This is a genomic window from Micromonospora wenchangensis (genome assembly GCF_002210435.1).
GTDB classification, from domain to species: domain Bacteria; phylum Actinomycetota; class Actinomycetes; order Mycobacteriales; family Micromonosporaceae; genus Micromonospora; species Micromonospora wenchangensis.
Genome location: NZ_MZMV01000010.1, coordinates 90590 through 110314 on the forward strand (window position 1 = coordinate 90590; position 19725 = coordinate 110314).

Consider the following 19725-nt stretch of genomic DNA (forward strand, 5'->3'; position numbering starts at 1 on the left):
GCTCAGCGGCGGCGGTTGCGGGCGCGGGAGGCGCGCAGCCGGCGGAGCCGGCCGATCAGCAGCGGCTCGGCGGCGAGCGCGGCGGGGCGGTCCAGCAGGGCGTTGAGCAACTGGTAGTAGCGGGTCGCGGACAGCCCGAAGGTGTCCCGGATGGCCTGTTCCTTGGCCCCGGCGTGCCGCCACCACTGCTGTTCGAAGGCGAGGATCGACAGCTCCCGCTCGGTCAGCGCATCGCCGCCGGCCGCCGCCCGCGCACCGGCCTCCGACCCGGATCGGGGGGACGGCACGTCGGCGTCGGGGGCCGGTCGGGGTGCGGGGAGGTCGCCCTCGGGGGCCGGTCGGGGTGCGGGCACCGGGGGCGGGGCGGACCGGGCGTCGGTGGGCGGTGTGGGGTCGGCGGGCGGCATGGCGTCGGTGGGCGGCGGCACGGCGCTCCTCGGCAGGGTGGACGACCGGGCGGGCCGGCCGGGGAAGCCCAGCTTAACCAGGGTGGGCGACGCTTCCGGACGACGGACGGGCCCGGCTCGACCACCTGTCGAGCCGGGCCCGTAACGGCCGGGTACCGCCCGCACCGGGCGGCACCCGGATCAGGTGATGTCCCGCCGGCGCATCATCCAGAACGTGGCGACCAGCACCACGACGGTGCCGATGCCGAACACCAGTGCCGAGTCCTGCCAGGTCACCAGCATCTCCTTGGGCGTGCACTGGCCCTGGACGAAGTCGCAGGAGCGGTAGTCGACGAGCGTCCACTGCTTCTGGAACCAGGCCAGCGCGTAGGTGGACAGCACCCACCGGTCACCGAACCGGACCCCGGCGATCGTCGTGGCGATCCGGATGCCGATCTCGCTGACCACCCCGGCCCCCACGGCCACCCCGAGCGCCATCGCCGTGTGCCGGCCCAGGGACGCCAGGGCGAAGGCCACCGCGCCGGCGGCGAGGATCATCGCCAGCGCCCGCAGGCCGCTGATCCCGGCGGACTGCCACACCCCGGAGGTGACCTTCGCGGTGGTCCCCCGGAAGTTGGCGATCAGCCAGAAGGCCAGGGTCCACAGCGCCCCGAGCACCACGGTCACCCCGGTCAGCGTGGTGAGCACCGCGGCCAGTTTGGTACCGAGCACGGTGAGCCGTTTCGGCCGCCACAGCAGCAGGTTCATCATCCCGCCGGTGCTCCACTCGGCACCCACGAACGAGGCGCCGACCAGGAAGCCGAACAGTGCCACCGCCCCGGCGAAGACGGCGATGAAGTCGCCGAACTCGGCCCGGAAGTCGAACTGGTAGGGCAGGTTCCACTTCGGGTCGAACATGTCGGCGGTGGGCTTCCAGTCCCGGCCGCAGTTCGGGCCGTACCGCTCGTCGGTCTGCTCGCCGCGCGCCTTGGCCGCGTCGCACTCGACGATCGAACGCTCCCACTCCCGGAGGGCGTCGCGGAAGTTCGCGTCCGACTCCGCCTGTGCCTGGGCGATCACGGCAGGCGAGAGTTTGTGGCTGGAGAAGGCGAAGGCGGTGACGATGCCGGCCAGCCCGACGACGAGCAGGATCAGCATGACCCGGGTGAGCCGGCGCTTGGCCAGCCGACGCAGTTCGGTGACGTACAGGCTCATGCGCCCCACCCTCCCGTGGTGCCGGCGGTGTGGCCCGGCTCGCCGATCTTGGCGGACTGGTCGACCTGGCGGTGTTGACCGGGGACCGGAGCGGTGGCGGTGATCTCCAGGAAGACGCTCTCCAGGTCCACCGAGACCGGGGCCAGTTCGCTGACGTACAGGTGTTGTTCGGCGAGCAGCCGGCTGACCGTGGCCGGCTTGTCCACGCCGGCCAGCATCAGGTGGTCCGGGTGGCGGGTGACCGCGACGCCGGCCCGGTCGAGCAGTTCGGCGGCGGCGGCGAGGTCCTCGGCGGCGTCCAGCCGCACCCGTACGCCGCCGTGCGAGTGCTGGGCCAGCACCTGCTCCACCGGGCCGGCGGCGACCCGGCGGCCCAGCGAGATGATGGTGACCTCGTCGCAGATGAGTTGGATCTCGCCGAGGATGTGGCTGGAGAGCACCACGGTCATCCCGGATTCGGCGAGGTTGCGCATCAGGGTGCGCATCTCCCGGATGCCGCCCGGGTCGAGGCCGTTGGCCGGCTCGTCGAGGATCAGCAGCTTGGGGTTCTTGAGCAGGGCGGACGCGACGGCGAGCCGCTGCTTCATGCCGAGCGAGTACGTCTTGACCCGCTCGCCGGCGCGGTCGCGCAGCCCGACGAGTTCGAGCACCTCGTCGACCCGTACGGCGGGGACGTCGCCGGCCCCGGCGAGCAGGGACAGGGTGTCCCGGGCGGAGAAGTGCGGGAAGAACTGCGGGCTCTCCACGATCGCGCCGACCTGGCCGGCGACGGCGGGCAGTGCGCCGGGCACCTCGTGACCGAGGATGGCCATCCGCCCACCGTCGGGCTGGATCAGCCCGAGCAGGGTACGCAGGGTGGTGGTCTTGCCCGACCCGTTGGGGCCGAGGAAGCCGTGCACCTGACCGGCCTCCACCCGCATGTCGAAGCCGTCCAGCGCGTTGCGGACCCCGCGCCGGCGGCTCTTGTACGTCTTACGTAGACCTTCGATCTCCAGGACAGCCGACAAGCTGCGCCTCCCCCGATGGTGGCTGATGACAGCGGTCACCATACTCGGTATACCCGGCAGGGCAATACCCGGTATGCATCGACGCTCGATTACTACCGACGGTGCACCGGCGGGCCACTCAGGCGCAGATGACGGTCACTCCGGCGGCGCGGAACGCATCGACCAGTTCCGGGGCCGCCCCGGAGTCGGTCACCAGGGTCTCCACCCGTTCCACCGGGCAGATCCGGGCGAACGCGTGACCGCCCAGCTTGGACGAGTCCGCGATGATCACGACCCGCTTGGCCCGCGCCACCATCAGGTTGTTCATCGCCGCCTCCCCCTCGTGGTGGGCGGCGGCACCCAACTGGGGATCGAGCGCGTCCACGCCCAACAGGGCGACGTCGAGGGTGACCTCGCGCAGCAGCGCCCCGCCCAGCGGCCCGACCAGCTCGAACGACTTCGGCCGCACCACGCCCCCGGCGACCACCACCTTCATCCGGGAACGGACCAGCAGTTCGTTGGCGATGTTCAGGGCATTGGTGACCACGGTGAGCTGGGCACCCTCGGCGCTGGTGTTCAGGTCGGGGCGGACGGCCAGGGCGCGGGCCACCTCGGTGCTGGTGGTGCCGCCGTTGAGGCCGACCACGGTGCCGGGCGCGACGAGCGCGGCGGCGGCGGCGCCGATCCGCTGCTTCTCGGCCGAGTGCTTGGCCGTCTTGTAGCGCAGCGGCAGGTCGTAGGAGACGCCGTTGGCGACCGCGCCGCCCCGGGTCCGGGTGATCATCTGCTGCTGGGCGAGCTGGTCGAAGTCGCGCCGGATGGTCGCCTGGGAGACGTCCAGCCGCCCGGCGGCCTCCTCGACGCTGACCCGACCACTGTCGGTGAGCATTTCGAGCAGAGCGTTCCACCTGGCGTACCGGTCCACGGGGGGCCTCCGACTCTGCACGAAGGGTGATCGAATGCGTGCACAGTAGTGCGCGAAACTCCTGGTGCGCAAAACCCCCGACTGCGCGATCCGGAGGCAGGTTGCCACGCGCACCTCGTTTCGCGCAGAATAACGCGCGAAAGACGGTGGTAATGAGCCGTATTGCGCACCTCCCTCCCCTGTGCGAGGAGTTCCCCATGGCGTACGTCGACGCGGAGATCGCCAGCCAGCCCGACTGCTGGCGGGCGGCGGCCCGGCTGGCCGGCACCGTCACCGACGCACTCCCGCACCCCGGCGAGCGGGTCGCCGTCGTCGGCTGCGGCACGTCGTGGTTCATGGCCATGGCCTACGCCGGGCTGCGCGAGCGGGCCGGCCACGGCGAGACCGACGCCTTCCAGGCCAGCGAGTTCCCCGCCGACCGCCGCTACGACCGGCTGATCGCGGTCACCCGCTCCGGCACCACCACCGAGGTGCTCGACCTGCTCGCCGCGCTGCGCGGCCGGACCCCCACCACCGTCCTGGTCGGCGACCCCGGCTCGCCCGCCGTCACGCTGGCCGACACGGCCGTGCCGATGCCCTTCGCCGACGAGCGTTCGGTGGTGCAGACCCGGTTCGCCACCACCGCCCTGGCGCTGCTGCGCGCCCACCTCGGCGACAACGTCGAGGCGCTGGCCGCCGACGCCGAGGTCGCCGTCCGCGCCCCGCTGCCGCTCGACCCGGCCCGTATCGACCAGGCCACCTTCCTCGGTCGCGGCTGGACGGTCGGGCTGGCCCAGGAGGCCGCGCTGAAGTGCCGCGAGGCGGCCACCTTCTGGGCCGAGGCGTACCCGGCGATGGACTACCGGCACGGCCCCATCTCGATCGCCGGCCCCGGCCGGCTGGTCTGGGCGTTCGGGGAGCTGCCCGACGGCCTGCCGGAGGACGTGGCGGCCACCGGGGCGGCGTTCGTGCACAGCCGGCACCACGGCTGCCACACCGTGCTCGGCAGTTGGGCGGCCGGCCGGACCCCGGTCGACCCGATGGCCGACCTGATCCTCGCCCAACGCTTCGCGGTGGCCCTGGCGACCAGCCGGGGGCTGGACCCGGACGCGCCCCGGCACCTGACCCGCTCCGTGGTGCTGGCATGACCGACGGGCCGACGGGCGACGACCGGGTCGTCGTCGCGTTGGACGTCGGCGGCACCGGCATGAAGTGCGCCCTGGTCCGCCCGGACGGCAGCGTGCTGCACGCCGAACGGCACCCGACCGACGCCGGGCGCGGGCCGGACGCCGTGGTCGAGACCGTCCTCGCCGTCGCCGAAGGACTGGCCGACCGGGCGCGCGCCGCCGGGTCGACCCCGGTGGCCTGCGGCGTCGCCGTGCCCGGGGTGGTCGACGAGGCCGCCGGGGTGGCGGTCTGGTCGGCCAACGTCGGCTTCCGGGACGTACCGCTGCGCACGCTGGTGGGGGCGCGGCTCGGGCTGCCGGCGGCGCTCGGCCACGACGTGCGGGTGGGCGGGATCGCCGAGGCCCGGCTCGGTGCCGGCCGGGACGCCCGGCACGTGCTCTTCGTCGCGATCGGCACCGGCATCGCCGCCGCGCACGTGGTCGCCGGCTCGGCCGCCGTCGGCGCGCACGGTGCGGCCGGCGAGATCGGCCACATCCTGGTACGCCCTGACGGCCCGCGCTGCGGCTGCGGTCGGCCCGGCTGCCTGGAGGCCGTCTCGTCCGCCTCGGCCGTGGCCCGCCGCTACGCCGAACTGGCCGGATCGGCGGCGAGCGCGGCGGACGTGGCCGGGCGGGCGGCGGCCGGTGAGGAACTGGCCGGGCGGGTGTGGCGGGAGGCCGTCGAGGCCCTCGCCGACGGGCTCGCCACCGGGCAGGCGCTCTACGACGTCGACACCATGGTCATCGGCGGCGGCCTGGCCCGGGCCGGCGGGCAACTGCTCGACCCGCTCCGCGCGGCGCTGCGCGAACGGATGACCTTCCATCGGGAGCCGCGCCTGGTCGCGGCGGCCCTCGGCGACGAGGCCGGCTGCCTCGGTGCCGCCCTGCTCGCCCTCGACAGTCTGGAGAGACGATGACCCAGCGGGTGACCGGCAAGGTGGTGACCCCGACCGGCGTGATCCGGCAGGGGTGCGTGGAGCTGGACGGCGAGCGGATCACCGCCGTCGCCGAGTACCCCGCCAAGCGCGACGGGCACTGGATCGTGCCGGGGTTCGTGGACATGCACACCCACGGCGGGGGCGGGCACACCTTCACCACCGGCGACGCCGACGCCGCCCGCGAGGCAGCCGGATTCCACAGGCGGCACGGCACCACCACCCTGCTGGCCAGCCTGGTCAGTTCCCCGTTCGAGCTGATGCGCACGGCGACCGCCGCGTTCGCGCCGCTGGTCGACGAGGGCGTGCTGGCCGGCGTCCACTTCGAGGGGCCGTACCTGTCGGCGGCCCGGTGCGGCGCGCAGAACCCGGAGTTCCTCCGCGACCCGTCCACCGACGAGCTGGGCCGGCTCATCGCGGACGGCGGCGGGGCGGTCCGCATGGTCACCCTGGCCCCCGAGCGCCCCGGCGCGCTGGACGCCATCAAGCTGCTCACCTCGCACGGGGTGGTCGCCGCCGTCGGCCACACCGACGCCACCTGGGAGCAGACCCGGGCCGCCGTCTCGGCCGGGGCGAGCGTCGGCACCCACCTGTTCAACGGGATGCGCCCGCTGCACCACCGCGAACCGGGCCCGGTGGTGGCCCTGCTGGAGGCCCCGAACGTGGTCTGCGAGCTGGTCGCCGACGGGGTGCACCTGCACGACGGGATGCTCACCTTCGCCGCCACCGTGGCCGGCCCGGAGCGGATCGCCCTGGTCACCGACGCGATGGCCGCCGCCGGGATGCCCGACGGCGAGTACGAGCTGGGCGGCCAGCCGGTCGCCGTGGCCGACGGGGTGGCCCGGCTGGCCCGGGACGGGGCGATCGCCGGCAGCACCCTCACCATGGACGCGGCGCTGCGGCACGCCGTCACCGCCGGCATCCCGATCACCGACGCGGTACGCATGGTCGCCACCACCCCGGCCCGCGCCATCGGCCTCGGCGACCGGGTCGGCGCGCTCCAGCCGGGCCGCCGCGCGGACCTGGTGGTGCTCGACGACGAGCTGAACGTGGTCCGGGTGATGCGCGCCGGCACCTGGCTCGACTGACCCCGCCCGCAGGAGAGGGCGGGCGGGTCAGGCGGTGGGGACCTCGACGCCCAGGACGGCCTGCTCGTCGGGGCGGTGCACCAGCACGTCGGCCAGGTAGGACTGCACCGCCGGCCCCATCCCCACGTCCCGGCCGGCCCGCTCGGAGAGCAGCCACTTGTGCTCGATGATCTGCGCGAAGACCTCCTGCGGCTCCAGCTTGTGCCGCAGGTGCGCCGGGACCGCCCGGACGACCGGCTCGAAGACCTCGGTCAGCCAGCGGTGGGCCGCCTGCTGCTCGTCGGTCAGGTCGCTCTCCACCCGGTAGGCGTCCAGGTCGTTGAGCAGCCGGCGGGCCTGGTTCTCCTCGGCGTCCAGGCCGGTGAGCCGGATCAGCCGCCGGGTGTGGTAGCCGGCGTCGACGACCTTCGGGCGGACCAGGTACCGCCCGTCGTCGACCGTCGACAGGGCCACCTCGGCCACGTCGAAGCCGAGCTCGTTGAGGCGGCGGATGCGGCGCTCGATGTCGTGCCGGGCCTCCCGCTCGACCTGCTGCTCGTAGGTGATCTCGTGCCAGAGCCGTTCGTAGCGCTGCACGACCTCCTCGCAGACCACCTCCGGGTCGATCGACTCGTGCAGCAACCCCGCGGCCTGGAGGTCCAGCGCCTCACCGAAGATGTTGACCCGGGCAATCTCCAGGTCCTCACCGCGCTGCCCGTTGGACAGCGACCGGTGCAGCGCGCCGGTCTCGGCGTCGACCAGGTAGGCGGCGAACGCCCCGGCGTCCCGCCGGAACAGGGTGTTCGACAGCGAGCAGTCGCCCCAGAAGAAGCCGGTCAGGTGCATCCGCACCAGCAGCACGGCGAGGGCGTCGAGCAGCCGTCCCATCGTCTCCGGGCGCAGCGTGCGGGAGAACAGCGCCCGGTAGGGCAGCGAGAACTGGAGGTGCCTGGTGATCAGCACCGGGTCCAGCGGGGTGCCGTCATCGGCCTGCCGGTCGGCCACGATGGCGATCGCCTCCACCGACGGAAAGTCGATCCGTTCCAGCGCCCGCAGCAGGTCGTACTCGCGTTCGGCGACCCGTTCCCCGGTCTCCTTGACCGCGTACACGTAGTCGCCGAGGCGGACGAACCGGACGATGTGCCGGGAGATGCCCTGCGGCAGCGCCACCAGGTGCCGGGCGGGCCACTGCGTGAGCGGGGTCGACCAGGGAAGGTCGAGCAGCGCCGGGTCGACGAGGGCCGAGGTGATCCGCACGGGGACAAGTGTGCCGGCTGTCCCCCGTCCGACGCCCCCCTTCGTGGTTGGGCACACATCGACCCCGGGCCGTGCCGCCCCGGCCACCGCGTCGGCCGGTAGCGTGATCGCGTGCGGGAGCGAACCACGACGGTACGCGGCGGGGTACGGCTCAGACCGGTCCGCCCGGCCGGCTGGTGGTACGACCTGCTGCTGCTCACCGCCCTGGTCGCGCTGACCGGGGCGCTCGCCACCGACCACCTGTTCGGCGTCGACCGGGCGGTCGCCGACTGGGCCGGGGCGCACCGGCCGACCGCCGCCTACTGGATCGCCCGGGTGCTCAACCTGCTCGGCCAGGGCACCCCGTTGACGCTGCTCGCCACCGCCCTGGGGGTGCTGCTGGCCGTCCGGCTCCGTTCGGTCCGCCCGGTGCTGCCCCCGGTGGTCGCGTTCGCGCTCACCAACCTGACCATCGGGCCGCTCAAGGTGTGGACGGCCCGCCCGGCCCCGAGCGCCAGCGTGAAGGAGCCGTTCCTGTCGCCGGAGCAGACCCTGCCGCTGTTCCAGCACGAGCTGCCGGTCCGCTACGCCCAGTCGTACCCGTCGGGGCACGTGGCCAACGCGATCGTCTGGTACGGCGTGCTCGCCCTGCTGCTCGTCCCGCTGCTGCGGACCGTCGGCCGGCGGATGCCGCCCCGGCTGGCCACCGCCGTGCGGGTGGTGCCGCCGCTGGTGGTCCTGTGCACCACCACCTACCTGGGCTGGCACTGGCTGACCGACTCGGTGGCCGGGCTGCTGCTGGGGCTGCTGCTGGACCGGCTGCTGCGCCGGGTCCCCTGGGACGACCTGCCGCTGCCCCGCCGGCTGCGCGACCGGGGCGGCCCGTTCACCGCCGACCCGGGCCGGTCGCCCGACGGGGGCCACCCGTTCACCTCCGCCCCCTAACCTGCGGTGGTGGATCGACTGAGCCGGCGGTTGGGCGTACCCGATGCGGTGGTGGTCGGGTTGGGGGCGATGCTCGGCGCGGGCGTGTTCGTGGTCTTCGCCCCGGCCGCCGCGGCGGCCGGCGGCACCGGGCTGCTGGTGGCGCTGGCGCTGGCCGGGTTCGTCGCGTACTGCAACGCGACCAGCTCGGCCCGGCTGGCCGCCCGCTACCCGGAGTCCGGCGGCACGTACGTCTACGGGCGGGAACGCCTCGGCCCGTTCGCCGGGTTCCTCGCCGGCTGGGGTTTCGTGGTCGGCAAGACGGCGAGCTGCGCGGCGATGGCGCTGACCATCGGGGCCTACCTGTGGCCGGGGCAGGCCCGGCTGGTCGCGGTCGGCGCGGTGCTCGCGGTGACCGGGGTGAACCTGCGCGGCGTCACCCGCACGGTCGCCGCCACGAAGGTGCTGGTGGTCGTGGTGCTGGCGGTGCTGGCCCTGGTCGCGGTGACCGGCCTGGCCGGCGGGGAGGTGCGGCTCGACCGGCTCGCCGAGGGCGGCGGTACGGCCCGGGGTGTGCTGACCGCCGCCGGCCTGCTCTTCTTCGCCTTCGCCGGGTACGCCCGGATCGCCACCCTCGGCGAGGAGGTCCGTGACCCGGCCCGGACGATTCCCCGGGCGGTGCCGCTGGCCCTCGGCCTGGTGCTGGCGGTCTACCTGGTCCTCGCGGTGGTCGCGGTCGGCGTGCTCGGCCCCGACCGGCTGGCCGGCTCCGTCGCGCCCCTGGCCGACGTGGTGACCGTCGCGGGGCTGCCCGGCCTGGCCTGGGTGGTCCGGGCCGGGGCGACGGTGGCGGTGACCGGGGTGCTGCTGTCCCTGCTCGCCGGGGTGGGCCGCACCCTGCTGGCGATGGCCCGCCGCCGGGACGTGCCGGGGGTGCTGGCCGCCGTGCACCCGGTGCACCGGGTGCCGCACCGCGCGGAGCTGACGGTGGCCGCCGTGGTGGTCGCGGTGGTGGCGCTCGGTGACGTCCGGGGCGCGATCGGCTTCTCCAGTTGCACGGTGCTGGTCTACTACGCGATCACCAACGCCGCCGCGTGGACCCTGGGCCCGGACCCGACCCGACGGCTGCCCACCCGGGCGCTCGCCGGGGCGGGGCTGGTCGGCTGCCTGCTGCTCGCGGTCAACCTGCCGGCCGCGAGCGTCCTCGCCGGTTTCGGGGTGCTCGCCCTCGGCGCGCTCTGGTACGCCGTCCGACCCCGCTGATCACTCCTGCGGGTCACGGGAGGCCGGCACCCCGGCGGGCGGAGGCGTGGCCGGTGGTGGCGGCGGGGTGGTCTCGCGGAGCAGGGCGCTCAGCCCCGCCCGCCGGGCCACCACGGTCAGCCGGTCCCCCGCCGAGATCACCATCCGGGGGTCGGCCCGCCAGTCGGTCCTGTGGCCGGGCCGGGAGTGGGCCAGCAGGCGCACCTCGCCGGGACGGGCCACCGCGCCGAGCGGGCGACCGTCCAGGGCCGCACCGGCCGCCACCGGCACCTCCACCACCAGCAGGGCGTGCCGGTCGACCGGGATGGTGGCGATCACCGCCCGGTCCAGCAGCGCGGCGGCGAAGGACGGCGCGGCCAGGTAGGACACGCTGCGCGAGATGCCGATGCCGAACGCCCGCTGGATACGTTCGGCGAAGTCGCCGTCGAAGAGCCGCAGCACCACCCGCAGCTCCGGGTTGAGCGCCCGGCCGTTCAGCGCGGCCCGCAGGTTGACCCCGTCGTCGGTGGAGACCACCACCAGCGCCTGGCAGTGTTCCACCGAGGCCGAACGCAGCGTCTCCTCGCGGGCGGCGTCCCCGACGATCAGCGGTACGCCCAGCCGCCGGGCCAGCGCCGCGCCGCGCGCCTCCGCGCTGCGGTCGATCGCCACCACCTCGACGCCGAAGTCGTGCAGTTGGGCCATCACCCGGGTGCCGATGTTGCCCAGTCCGACGACCACCACGTGCCCGGTGCGCTCCGGCTGGATGCGCCCGGCGTGCAGGGCCAGCCGGGCGTTGACGATGCCGTCGACCACCACGGCGGTGATCAGCGGGATCAGCGCCAGCCCGGCCAGGTTGAGCACCACCTGCATGATCTGGGCGGCGGCCGGTTTGGTGACGTCCGGGTCCTGGCCGCTGAGCGTGGTGACCAGGGTCAGGTAGAGCGCCTCCGTCCAGCTCACCGCGACCGCACGGGCGTTGAGCCAGCCGAGCAGGGCGATCACCCCGAGCAGGGTCAGCACCGCGATACCGATCTTGCGGGTGGCGAAGCTGCGGACCGCCCGCAGCAGCACCGCCAGGGGTCGCCGGCGACGCCGGGCCCGGACCAGCCGGCGGGCCGCCAGCTCGGTGCCGGCGGGCTGGCCGGTCGCCTCGGCGAGCACCACGTCGGCGGCCTTCTCGTCGGCGGGCAGCACCCGGACCAGTTCCGGATCGGCGGTGACGGCCAGCCCGCAGACCACGTCGGCGGGGCGGACGTCGGCACGGCGGGCCACGTAGAGGGTGCGACCGCCGTGCCGGAAGTGGGTCGGGGCCACCTCGCCGAGGGCGGCGGCGACGAACGCCGGGGCGGCCATCGAGGCGTCGGAGAGGACCGCCGAGTCGGGGAAGAGCTGCCGCAGGCCGTTGGCGAGGCTGGTGTTGAACATCCGGACCACCAGGCGCAGCCGGGGTTCGACCTCCTGCGCGCAGAGCGCAGCCTGCATGTTGCCCACGTCGTCCTGGTGCAGCAGGGCCAGGCCGTCCGCCCCGGCCAGGCCGGCCCGGCGGAAGGTGGCCTCGTCGAGCCGGTCGGCCCGGACCACCTGGACACCGTCGACGTCGCGCCCGTCGGGGCCCTCGGAGCGGCGGCGTTCCGGCACCACCAGGGTGATCCGGACCCGGCCGTGCGCCAGGTCGGTGCCGAGCAGCGCCCGCACCACCCAGTACGCCAGCGGGTCGCTGCCGCAGACCACGTAGTGCGGACGGGTGTCGCCGTTCATCCGTAACCGCCAGCCGGTCGCGCGCCGGGCCCGGTCCCGCAGGGGTTCGGCCATGCCCGGATGGTAGCCAGCCGGTCGCCGGGGACGCAGCCCTGGTGAGCGCACCGGGCAGCGGGGGGGACGGCACGGTGCTCGGGCAGGCATGGTGGGCGTGGCGGTGGGTAGAGCAGCGGGCGTGCAGACGTTCCTGCCGTACCCGGACTTCCTGGCCAGCGCGCGGACCCTCGACCAGCGGCGGCTGGGCAAACAGCGGGTGGAGGCGCTCCAGGTGCTGCGCGGGCTGACCCGGCCGGGGTACGGCTGGCGCAACCACCCGGCGGTGAAGATGTGGGCCGGCTACGAGGAGGCGTTGACCCGGTACGGGCTGGACGTGTGCGCGGTGTGGTCGGCGACGGGTCGGGCGGACACCTGCGCGTCGACCCTGGTCACCGACCTGACCACCGCCCGGGGCCACGGCCGGGTACGCAGCCAGGCCGAGCTGGCCGCCGCCGGTGAGCTGCCGCCCTGGCTGGGCCGCGACGACCTGCACCGCAGCCACCGGTCGGCGCTGCTGCGCAAGGACCCGGAGCACTACCGCCCGCAGTTCAGCGACGTACCGTCCGATCTGGAGTACGTCTGGCCGCCCTCCGACCGTCCCCCGCTCGCCGCCGGCCGACCGGTCGACGACTCCGGTGGCGGCACCGCACCGGTCTGACCGGGCCGGATCGGGCCTGGTCGGGCAGACTGGGGTTCCCTCGGGTCGGAAGGTGCACATGGCGCTGTCGCAGAAGCTGGGCCGGCTCATCGGCGTACGCGAGCACGTGGTGGACCCGGGCGGGGGTGGCGCTCCCCGGGTGGCCCGGCCGACCACGGCCGTGGTGGTGGGCGGCGGGATCGCCGGCATGTCGGCGGCGGTGGTGCTCGCCGAACGCGGGGTGGACGTGACGGTGTTGGAGGCCGCGCCGACGCTCGGCGGCCGGCTCGGCGCGTGGCCGGAGGCGCTCGCCGACGGCAGCCAGCTCAACGAGCACGGCTTCCACGCGTTCTTCAGGCAGTACTACAACTGGCGGTCGATCCTGCGGCGGGTCGATCCGACGCTCGGTTTCCTCAAGCCGATCCCCGGCTACCCGATCCTGTCCGCGCAGTGGCCCACCGAGGAGTTCGGCAGGCTGCCCCCGGCCCCGCCGGCCAACCTGCTGGCGCTCCTGCTGCGCAGCCCCAGCCTGCGCCTGGCCGACCTGCGCACGATGGACCGGGACGCCGCGCTGCCGCTGCTCAGCTACGACCCGGTGCGCACGTACGCCGAGTTCGACGACACCACCGCCGACGCGCTGCTCGCCTCGCTGAAGCTGCCGGACCGGGCGCGGGCGATGCTGTTCGAGGTCTTCTCGCACTCGTTCTTCAACCACGAGACCGAGATGTCGGCCGCCGAGATGATCGCCCAGTTCCACTTCTACCTGCTGGGCAACCCGGAGGGGTTGGCGTTCGACTGCCCCGACGAGGACTACGCCACCGCGATCTGGCAGCCGCTGACCCGTTACCTGGAGAAGCACGGCGGCCGGGTGCGCACCGGCTCGGCGGTCGCCCGACTGGACCGGGAGCCGGACGGCTGGCGGGTGACCACCGCCGACGGCACGGTCCATCCCGCCGGGCAGGTGGTGCTGGCCGTCGACCCGCCCGCGCTGGCGGCGCTGGTCGCCGCCTCCCCCGGCCTGGTCGCGGTGGCGCCCGAGCTGGTGGCGCGGATGCCCGCGTTCGGTCGGCCCGGCCCGCCGTACGCGGTGGCGCGGTACTGGCTCGACGGGGACGTCCGGGCCGACCGGGCGGTGTTCAGCGGGGTGTCCCGCCAGCCCACCCTGGACTCGGTGACCCTCTACCACCGGCTGGAGAACGAGTCCCGGCGGTGGGCGCAGCGCACCGGCGGCGCGGTGGTGGAGCTGCACGCGTACGCCTGCGACGAGGGGGTGCCGGCGGAGGAACTGGCCGAGCGGATGCGCACCGAACTGGTCATGCTCTGGCCGGAGGTCGCCGGGCTGGGGGTGCGGGAGCTGCGCGCCCGGGTCGAGGCGCAGGCCCCGGCGTTCACCCCGGGCAGCCACGCCGGCCGCCCAGGGGTACGCACCGACGCCGACGGGCTCTACCTGGCCGGGGACGGCATCGGCACCGACTTCCCCAGCGCGTTGATGGAACGGTCGGCGGCGACCGGGATCATCGCCGCCAACCACATCCTGCGGGCCGCGGGGGCGGCCACCGAACCGGTCCGTTCGATCCGCCCCCGGGGGCTGCTCGCCGGGAAGTGAACCGCCCGCCCGGCCGGTGGGGCCGGGCGGTCAGCGCGCCGTGCCGTGGTACGCGTCCCGCATGAGCTGCTGCATGTCGTCGAGCATCGGCATCCGGGGGTTCGCCGGGGCGCACTGGTCCTCGTAGGCGTTGAGGGCCTGCTGCGGCAGCGCCGCCTCGAACGCCGCCCGGTCGACGCCGATCGCGGCGAACGACGGTTCGATGCCGACCGCGTCGCGCAGCCGTTCCACCGCGTCGGCCAGCGACGCCACCCCTTCCGCCGGGGTGCCCGCCGGCAGGCCGAGCTGGGCGGCGATCTCGGCGAACCGTTCCGGTGCCCGGTAGCTCTCGTAGCGCGGCCAGCCGGACAGCTTCGCCGGGACGGTGCCGTTGTAGCGGATCACGTGCGGCAGCAGCACCGCGTTGGTCCGGCCGTGGGCGATGTGGAACGTCGCGCCGAGGGTGTGCGACATGGCGTGCACGATGCCGAGGAAGGCGCTGCCGAACGCCATCCCGGCGATGGTGCCCGCGTTGTGCATCCGTTCCCGCGCCTCGGGGTCGGCGTCGACCACCGCCCGTTCCAGGTTGCCGAAGATCAGCCGGATGGCGTGCAGGGCGAGCCCGTCGGTGAAGTCGTTCGCGTACACCGACACGTACGCCTCGATGGCGTGGGTGAGCGCGTCGAAGCCGCTGTCGGCGGCGATGGTCGCCGGCATGCTGGCGGTCAGCACCGGGTCGACGATCGCCACGGTCGGGGTGAGCGCGTAGTCGGCCAGCGGGTACTTCTTGCCGGTGCGGTGGTCGGTGATCACCGCGAACGGGGTGACCTCCGCGCCGGTGCCCGACGTGGTCGGCACGCACACCAGCCGGGCCAGCGCGCCGAGGGTGGGGAAGGTGAAGGCGCGCTTGCGGATGTCGAAGAACTTCTCCCGCATGTCGTCGAAGACCACGTCCGGGTGCTCGTAGCGCAGCCACATCACCTTGGCGGCGTCCATCGCCGAGCCGCCGCCGAGGGCGACGATGGTGTCCGGCCGGAAGGCCCGCATCAACTCGGCACCCCGGTCGACGGTGTCGACGCTCGGCTCGGGTTCCACGTCGTCGATGATCTGGAGGGCGATCCGCTCGGGGCGACGTTGCAGCACCCGGTTGATCCGGTCGACGAAGCCGAGCCGGGTCATGGTGGCGTCGGTGACCACGGTGACCCGGTGCACGTCGGGCATCTCGGCGAGGTAGCGGATCGCGTTCGCCTCGAAGAAGATCTTCGACGGGACCTTGAACCACTGCATGTTGTTGTTCCGCCGGCCGATCCGCTTGATGTTGAGCAGGTTGACCGCCGAGACGTTGTCGGACACCGAGGTACGGCCGTAGCTGCCGCAGCCCAGCGTCAGCGACGGCAGGAACGCGTTGTACATGTCGCCGATGCCGCCCTGCGAGGCCGGCGAGTTCCAGATGATCCGGACCGCCTTGACCCGGCGGCCGAACTCCTCCACCAGGTCCTCGTCGGCGGTGTGGATGACCGCGCTGTGCCCGAGCCCGTGGAACTCGACCATCTGCTCGGCGTACCGAAGGCCCTGCTCGCGGCTGTCGGCGCGCAGCACCGCCAGCACCGGGCAGAGCTTCTCCCGGGTCAGCGGCTCGTCGGGGCCGACCCGGTCGACCTCGACCAGGATGATCGAGGTGTCCGGGGCGACGGTGATCCCGGCGGCGTCGGCGATCCAGGCGGCGGTCCGGCCGACCACGTCGGGGTTGAGCTTGCCGGCGGGGAACAGCAGCGCCTCCAGCTTGGCCTTCTCGGCCGGGGTGGCCAGGTGGGCGTGCAGGGTGCGGAACTCCGCGAGGGCGGCGTCGTGGATCGCCGCGTCGAGGATGACGGCCTGCTCGGAGGCGCAGATCATGCCGTTGTCGAACGACTTGGACAGCACGACGTCGTTGACCGCGCGCTTGAGCTTGGCGGTCGCCTCGATCCAGGCCGGCACGTTGCCCGCGCCCACGCCGAGCGCCGGCTTGCCCGCCGAGTACGCGGCCCGCACCATGGCGTTGCCGCCGGTGGCGAGGATGGTGGCGATCCCGGGGTGGTGCATCAGCGCGGTGGTCGCCTCGACCGACGGCTCCTCGATCCACTGGATGCAGTGTTCCGGGGCGCCGGCGGCGACGGCCGCGTCGCGTACCGTGCGGGCGGCCTCGACGCTGCACCGCTGCGCCGCCGGGTGGAAGGCGAAGACGATCGGGTTGCGGGTCTTGAGCGCCAGCAGCGCCTTGAAGATGGTGGTCGAGGTGGGGTTGGTGACCGGGGTGATCCCGGCGACCACGCCCACCGGGTCGGCGATCTCGACGATCCCGCTGATCTCGTCCCGGGCGATCACCCCGACGGTACGGGTCTTCGCCATGCTGTGCGTGACGTGCTCGCAGGCGAAGATGTTCTTCACCGCCTTGTCCTCGAACACCCCCCGCCCGGTCTCGGCGACGGCGAGCTGGGCGAGGGCGGCGTGCCGGTCCAGCGCGGCCACCGACGCCTTCCGGACGATGTGGTCGATCTGCTCCTGGTCGTACCGGTCGTAGTCGGCCAGGGCCTTGAGGCCGTCGGCGACCAGGGCGTCGATCGTGGTGGCGAGTGCGGTCGACATGCTTTCACCTCGGCGGTTGGCGGCGTCTCGGACACCTTCAGCATCCATCGACGGCCGTCTCGGCGGTGGGGCGCAAGGACCCGTCCGACGGTGGCCAAAGGTCCCGTCGTCACGCCGTCCCGGGCGTGTCCGGTCAGCCGAAGGTCCCGATGTCGAGCGGTGACCACACAGCGTCGCCTACCCGACACCGTGCCCCGCCGCCCCCGGCCACCATGATTCGCATGACGGGACCGCGAAAGGCCTACACGTTGCTCGCCGTGGCCGCCATCGGGGTGGCGGTGCTGGCCTGGCGGATCGGGGTCGACAAGGCCAACGCCCTGGTGGGCCTGGCCGGCGTCTTCGCCGCGAGCGCGCTCGGGCTGTTGTCCCTGTTCAGCGCGATCGACCCTCGGCTGTCCCGGGCGGCGGCGGACGCCGCCGCCCTGCCGCCGGGGTCGACCCCGGCCGCGTCCGACGCACCGGCACCGGCCGCCGGCACCGGGTCGGGCCCGGGGCTGCGTCGCCGCTGGCGACGCTGGCGGCTGCCGGCCGGGATCGCCGCGCTGCTGTTGGTGATCGTCGGTACGGTGACCGTGCTCTCCTGGCCGACGGACCGCACGCCGGACGCGCGGGGCACCTCCCCCACGGCCTCCGTCGACGCCGCGTCGGCCGACCCCGGCGTCACGTCGACCCCGGTCGGGCCGACACCCACCACCGGTCCGTCCGGAGCGACGCCCACCACCACCCCGGCGACCCCGGAGCCGGGCCCGGACGGGTCGACGACCGGCCCTCCACCGACCCCCACGCCCACCAGGGGGCCCGACTGGGTGCCACCGGCGGGCGCACCGCACTGGACCCTGCACGCCGACGACTCGGTCTACTTCCTGCCGAAGCCCCGGGTGGCGAGGGGCACCGGCGCGGGCACCCTGATCTTCCAGGCGCAGCACCACCAGCTCGCCCTCTACGACTGGACCGACGACCCGACCGACCTCAGCTACGAGGGTTGCCGGAACCCGAAGGCGCAGCGGTACGCGAGCATCGACCTCGAACAGCTCGAACCCACCCCGGTCACCTACTGCCAGCCCGACCCGGGTGACCCGACGGTGGTCAACTACGTCCGGATCGACCGCAACCGCTACCAGGCGTCGCCGGCCTCGGTCGACGTCACCGTCTGGTCGGTCCGCTCGTAACCGGGTCTGCCGGTCCGGCAGCCCGAAGGGGAGGCACGGCCGGCGGGTGGCATCGAAATGCGTTGCCCGCCCGCACCGCCGCGCATAGCGTGATCCGCGCACGGTCAACCAGTCGAACCGGGAGCACACGATGACGTCGCCGCACCTCACCAGCGCGTGGTCGACGCTACCCGTCGGCGGTTGTCGAGCCGAACATCCCCGGGACGGGAATCCCGACTGACGCGTGCCCGTACGCGCCGGCCGCCCCGTCCCACCCGAGGACCGGGCGGCCTTCGTCGTCCGGGCCGACCTCCGGCGGCGGCCCGGTCCGGGCCGGCCCCACTGCGGACCGCCGACCCCGCCCGCCGACCCCGATCGACCCACCGACCGCGAAGGGAGAGCCCGGTGGACGCCGTCCTCGTCATCAACGCCGACCTCGGCCCGCTGCACCGGGTCACCGTCCAACACGCGATCCGGATGCTGTGCCGTCGGGTCGCCGAGATCCACGAGGCCGAACCGGACCGGGTGATCGGGGTCTTCCCCGTCCCCCGGGTGGTCCGCCTCGTCCGGTACGTCGTCACCCGCTGGCGGTTCAGCGCCGGCCCGGCCTGGTCCCGGGCGGGGGTGCTGCGCCGCGACGGTGGGCGGTGCGCGTACTGCGGCGGGCCGGCCAGCACCGTCGACCACGTGCTGCCCCGTTCGCGCGGTGGTGGCAACACCTGGCGGAACACCACCGCCGCCTGTTACCCGTGCAACCAGCGCAAGGGTGACCGGACCCCGGCCGAGGCGGACATGCCGCTGCGGCGGGAACCGGCGACGCCGAGTTGGGCGAGCCTCGCCGGGCGGTGACCGGACCGGCCGGCGGGCACAGGGGGTCGCGTCGGGTACGCCCGGTGCGACGCCCGCCGGCCCCACCGCCAACGACGGGCCCCCGGGAACGCAGCCCCGCGCCACCGCTTTCCGCCGCAGACCCTCGTCAGCGTGATCGACTCACTTTCGCGGATGTAGTGGCATCCGTCAGCTCCGTTACCACTACATCCACGGTCGTGCACCCACCCCGACGGTGGCAGCCGGGCGGGCCGGGTCACCGACCGGCGGACGGGGACCACGGGAAGTCGGGCGGACGGCGTTCGTGGTGGGCGGCGATGCCCTCGCGGGCCTCGCCGCTGTCCCGCACCTTCCCGTGCCACCAGGCGATCCGGGCCGGGCCGGCCCGGTCGTCGATGATCTCCTTGGCGGCGGCGATGCTGAGCTGGGAGCGGGCGGCGATGGCGGCGGTGATCGCGGTGACCCGGCCGGGCAGGTCGTCGACCACCTCGTCGGCCAGGCCGACCCGCAGCGCCCGTTCGGCGTCGATCAGCTCGGCGGTGAAGATCAGAAACTTGGCCGTGGACGGGCCGACGAGCCGGGTCAGCCGCCGGGTGGTGGGTGCCGGGTAGACCAGCCCGAGCCGGGCCGGCGGCACCCCGAACCGGGCGTCCGGGGCGGCGATCCGCAGGTCGCAGGCGACCGCGAGCAGGCAGCCACCGCCCACGCAGGGGCCCTGCACCGCCGCGACGGTGGGCTTGGCGAACGCGGCCAGCCGTTCCTCGGCGGCCACCGCGATGCCCGCGTCCCCGTTCGCGTCCAGCAGCTCGTCGAGGTCGCCGAGGTCGGCACCGGCGCAGAACGCCCCGTCGGCGCCGGTGAGCACCAGGGCGCGCACGGCCGGGTCGGCCTCCAGCCCGTCCAGCAGCACGGGCAGCCGTCGCCACATGGCCGGCGTCATCGCGTTGCGCCGGGTGGGGTTACGGATGGTCACCGTCGCCACCGCGCCGGTCACCCCGACGGTCAACTCCGCGTCCGACACCGTCGCACCCCTCTCGTCGTGTC

General features: G+C 74.2%; 17 protein-coding genes. 9 read left to right on the forward strand and 8 right to left on the reverse strand.

Annotated elements, in window-relative coordinates; all coding sequences use genetic code 11:
• Nucleotides 1–2: 2 nt before the first annotated feature.
• The 4 genes from B5D80_RS08325 to B5D80_RS08340 form a co-directional block, all read right to left on the reverse strand.
• Entirely contained in the window at nucleotides 3–428 is a 426-nt protein-coding gene (locus B5D80_RS08325) for a DUF3263 domain-containing protein (RefSeq protein WP_342747089.1), read from the reverse strand.
• A 159-nt stretch (nucleotides 429–587) separates the two neighbouring features.
• Nucleotides 588–1601 (reverse strand): ABC transporter permease, encoded by a 1014-nt coding sequence (locus B5D80_RS08330; protein ID WP_088643208.1) that lies wholly within the window; start codon nucleotides 1599–1601, stop codon nucleotides 588–590.
• Nucleotides 1598–2608 carry an ABC transporter ATP-binding protein gene (locus tag B5D80_RS08335; RefSeq protein ID WP_088643209.1) on the reverse strand — a complete coding sequence of 337 codons (1011 nt, stop codon included), beginning with the start codon at nucleotides 2606–2608 and terminating at the stop codon, nucleotides 1598–1600. Before B5D80_RS08335 ends, B5D80_RS08330 begins: the two co-directional genes overlap by 4 nt.
• A gap of 118 nt (nucleotides 2609–2726) precedes the next feature.
• Nucleotides 2727–3512 carry a DeoR/GlpR family DNA-binding transcription regulator gene (locus tag B5D80_RS08340; RefSeq protein ID WP_088643210.1) on the reverse strand — a complete coding sequence of 262 codons (786 nt, stop codon included), beginning with the start codon at nucleotides 3510–3512 and terminating at the stop codon, nucleotides 2727–2729.
• A 197-nt stretch (nucleotides 3513–3709) separates the two neighbouring features.
• Here B5D80_RS08340 and B5D80_RS08345 point away from each other — a divergent pair, with 197 nt between their 5' ends.
• The 3 genes from B5D80_RS08345 to nagA are packed head-to-tail and all read left to right on the forward strand — an operon-like array spanning nucleotide 3710 to nucleotide 6680.
• A complete protein-coding gene (locus tag B5D80_RS08345) occupies nucleotides 3710–4639 on the forward strand; it encodes an SIS domain-containing protein (RefSeq protein ID WP_088643211.1) in 930 nt (309 codons plus the stop codon).
• Nucleotides 4636–5574 carry an ROK family protein gene (locus B5D80_RS08350; protein WP_088643212.1) on the forward strand — a complete coding sequence of 313 codons (939 nt, stop codon included), beginning with the start codon at nucleotides 4636–4638 and terminating at the stop codon, nucleotides 5572–5574. Before B5D80_RS08345 ends, B5D80_RS08350 begins: the two co-directional genes overlap by 4 nt.
• On the forward strand, nucleotides 5571–6680 hold the full coding sequence (gene nagA / locus B5D80_RS08355) for an N-acetylglucosamine-6-phosphate deacetylase (protein WP_088643213.1): 1110 nt from the start codon (nucleotides 5571–5573) through the stop codon (nucleotides 6678–6680). The genes B5D80_RS08350 and nagA overlap by 4 nt, the downstream gene beginning before the upstream one ends.
• Nucleotides 6681–6707: 27 nt before the next feature.
• Here nagA and B5D80_RS08360 read toward each other — a convergent pair whose 3' ends face one another.
• Complete coding sequence (locus tag B5D80_RS08360; protein ID WP_088643214.1) at nucleotides 6708–7916, reverse strand: DUF4032 domain-containing protein; 1209 nt, start codon at nucleotides 7914–7916, stop codon at nucleotides 6708–6710.
• A 111-nt stretch (nucleotides 7917–8027) separates the two neighbouring features.
• On the opposite strand from B5D80_RS08360, the gene B5D80_RS08365 reads away from it, so the two are divergent.
• Both B5D80_RS08365 and B5D80_RS08370 read left to right on the forward strand, forming a co-directional pair.
• Entirely contained in the window at nucleotides 8028–8840 is an 813-nt protein-coding gene (locus B5D80_RS08365; protein WP_088643215.1) for a phosphatase PAP2 family protein, read from the forward strand.
• 9 nt (nucleotides 8841–8849) lie between these two features.
• Entirely contained in the window at nucleotides 8850–10082 is a 1233-nt protein-coding gene (locus B5D80_RS08370) for an APC family permease (RefSeq protein ID WP_088643280.1), read from the forward strand.
• On the opposite strand, the gene B5D80_RS08375 is transcribed toward B5D80_RS08370, so the two are convergent.
• Nucleotides 10083–11876 carry a potassium channel protein gene (locus B5D80_RS08375; protein WP_211291431.1) on the reverse strand — a complete coding sequence of 598 codons (1794 nt, stop codon included), beginning with the start codon at nucleotides 11874–11876 and terminating at the stop codon, nucleotides 10083–10085. It lies immediately after the preceding gene.
• Between the two features lie 121 nt (nucleotides 11877–11997).
• Here B5D80_RS08375 and B5D80_RS08380 point away from each other — a divergent pair, with 121 nt between their 5' ends.
• Both B5D80_RS08380 and B5D80_RS08385 read left to right on the forward strand, forming a co-directional pair.
• Nucleotides 11998–12516, forward strand: coding sequence for an MSMEG_6728 family protein (locus B5D80_RS08380; protein ID WP_088643216.1), 519 nt, complete (start codon nucleotides 11998–12000; stop codon nucleotides 12514–12516).
• 58 nt (nucleotides 12517–12574) lie between these two features.
• Nucleotides 12575–14101, forward strand: a complete 1527-nt coding sequence (locus B5D80_RS08385; RefSeq protein ID WP_088643217.1) for an FAD-dependent oxidoreductase — start codon at nucleotides 12575–12577, stop codon at nucleotides 14099–14101.
• A 30-nt stretch (nucleotides 14102–14131) separates the two neighbouring features.
• On the opposite strand, the gene adhE is transcribed toward B5D80_RS08385, so the two are convergent.
• Nucleotides 14132–16705, reverse strand: a complete 2574-nt coding sequence (gene adhE / locus B5D80_RS08390) for a bifunctional acetaldehyde-CoA/alcohol dehydrogenase (RefSeq protein WP_088643218.1) — start codon at nucleotides 16703–16705, stop codon at nucleotides 14132–14134.
• Between the two features lie 221 nt (nucleotides 16706–16926).
• Between adhE and B5D80_RS08395 the strand changes: the two genes are divergently transcribed.
• Both B5D80_RS08395 and B5D80_RS08400 read left to right on the forward strand, forming a co-directional pair.
• Nucleotides 16927–17874, forward strand: a complete 948-nt coding sequence (locus B5D80_RS08395) for a hypothetical protein (RefSeq protein WP_088643219.1) — start codon at nucleotides 16927–16929, stop codon at nucleotides 17872–17874.
• Nucleotides 17875–18258: 384 nt separating this feature from the next.
• Nucleotides 18259–18702 (forward strand): HNH endonuclease, encoded by a 444-nt coding sequence (locus B5D80_RS08400; RefSeq protein ID WP_088643220.1) that lies wholly within the window; start codon nucleotides 18259–18261, stop codon nucleotides 18700–18702.
• Nucleotides 18703–18937: 235 nt separating this feature from the next.
• On the opposite strand, the gene B5D80_RS08405 is transcribed toward B5D80_RS08400, so the two are convergent.
• Entirely contained in the window at nucleotides 18938–19702 is a 765-nt protein-coding gene (locus tag B5D80_RS08405; protein WP_088643221.1) for an enoyl-CoA hydratase/isomerase family protein, read from the reverse strand.
• Nucleotides 19703–19725 lie beyond the last annotated feature (23 nt).

What these genes read in the sequence shown, in the direction of transcription:
- B5D80_RS08350 (WP_088643212.1), top strand. Translation starts at nt 4,636, where the DNA reads ATGACCGACGGGCCGACGGGCGACGACCGGGTCGTCGTCGCGTTGGAC.
- B5D80_RS08330 (WP_088643208.1), bottom strand. Translation starts at nt 1,601, where the DNA reads ATGAGCCTGTACGTCACCGAACTGCGTCGGCTGGCCAAGCGCCGGCTC.
- B5D80_RS08345 (WP_088643211.1), top strand. Translation starts at nt 3,710, where the DNA reads ATGGCGTACGTCGACGCGGAGATCGCCAGCCAGCCCGACTGCTGGCGG.
- adhE (WP_088643218.1), bottom strand. Translation starts at nt 16,705, where the DNA reads ATGTCGACCGCACTCGCCACCACGATCGACGCCCTGGTCGCCGACGGC.
- nagA (WP_088643213.1), top strand. Translation starts at nt 5,571, where the DNA reads ATGACCCAGCGGGTGACCGGCAAGGTGGTGACCCCGACCGGCGTGATC.
- B5D80_RS08395 (WP_088643219.1), top strand. Translation starts at nt 16,927, where the DNA reads ATGACGGGACCGCGAAAGGCCTACACGTTGCTCGCCGTGGCCGCCATC.
- B5D80_RS08375 (WP_211291431.1), bottom strand. Translation starts at nt 11,876, where the DNA reads ATGGCCGAACCCCTGCGGGACCGGGCCCGGCGCGCGACCGGCTGGCGG.
- B5D80_RS08385 (WP_088643217.1), top strand. Translation starts at nt 12,575, where the DNA reads ATGGCGCTGTCGCAGAAGCTGGGCCGGCTCATCGGCGTACGCGAGCAC.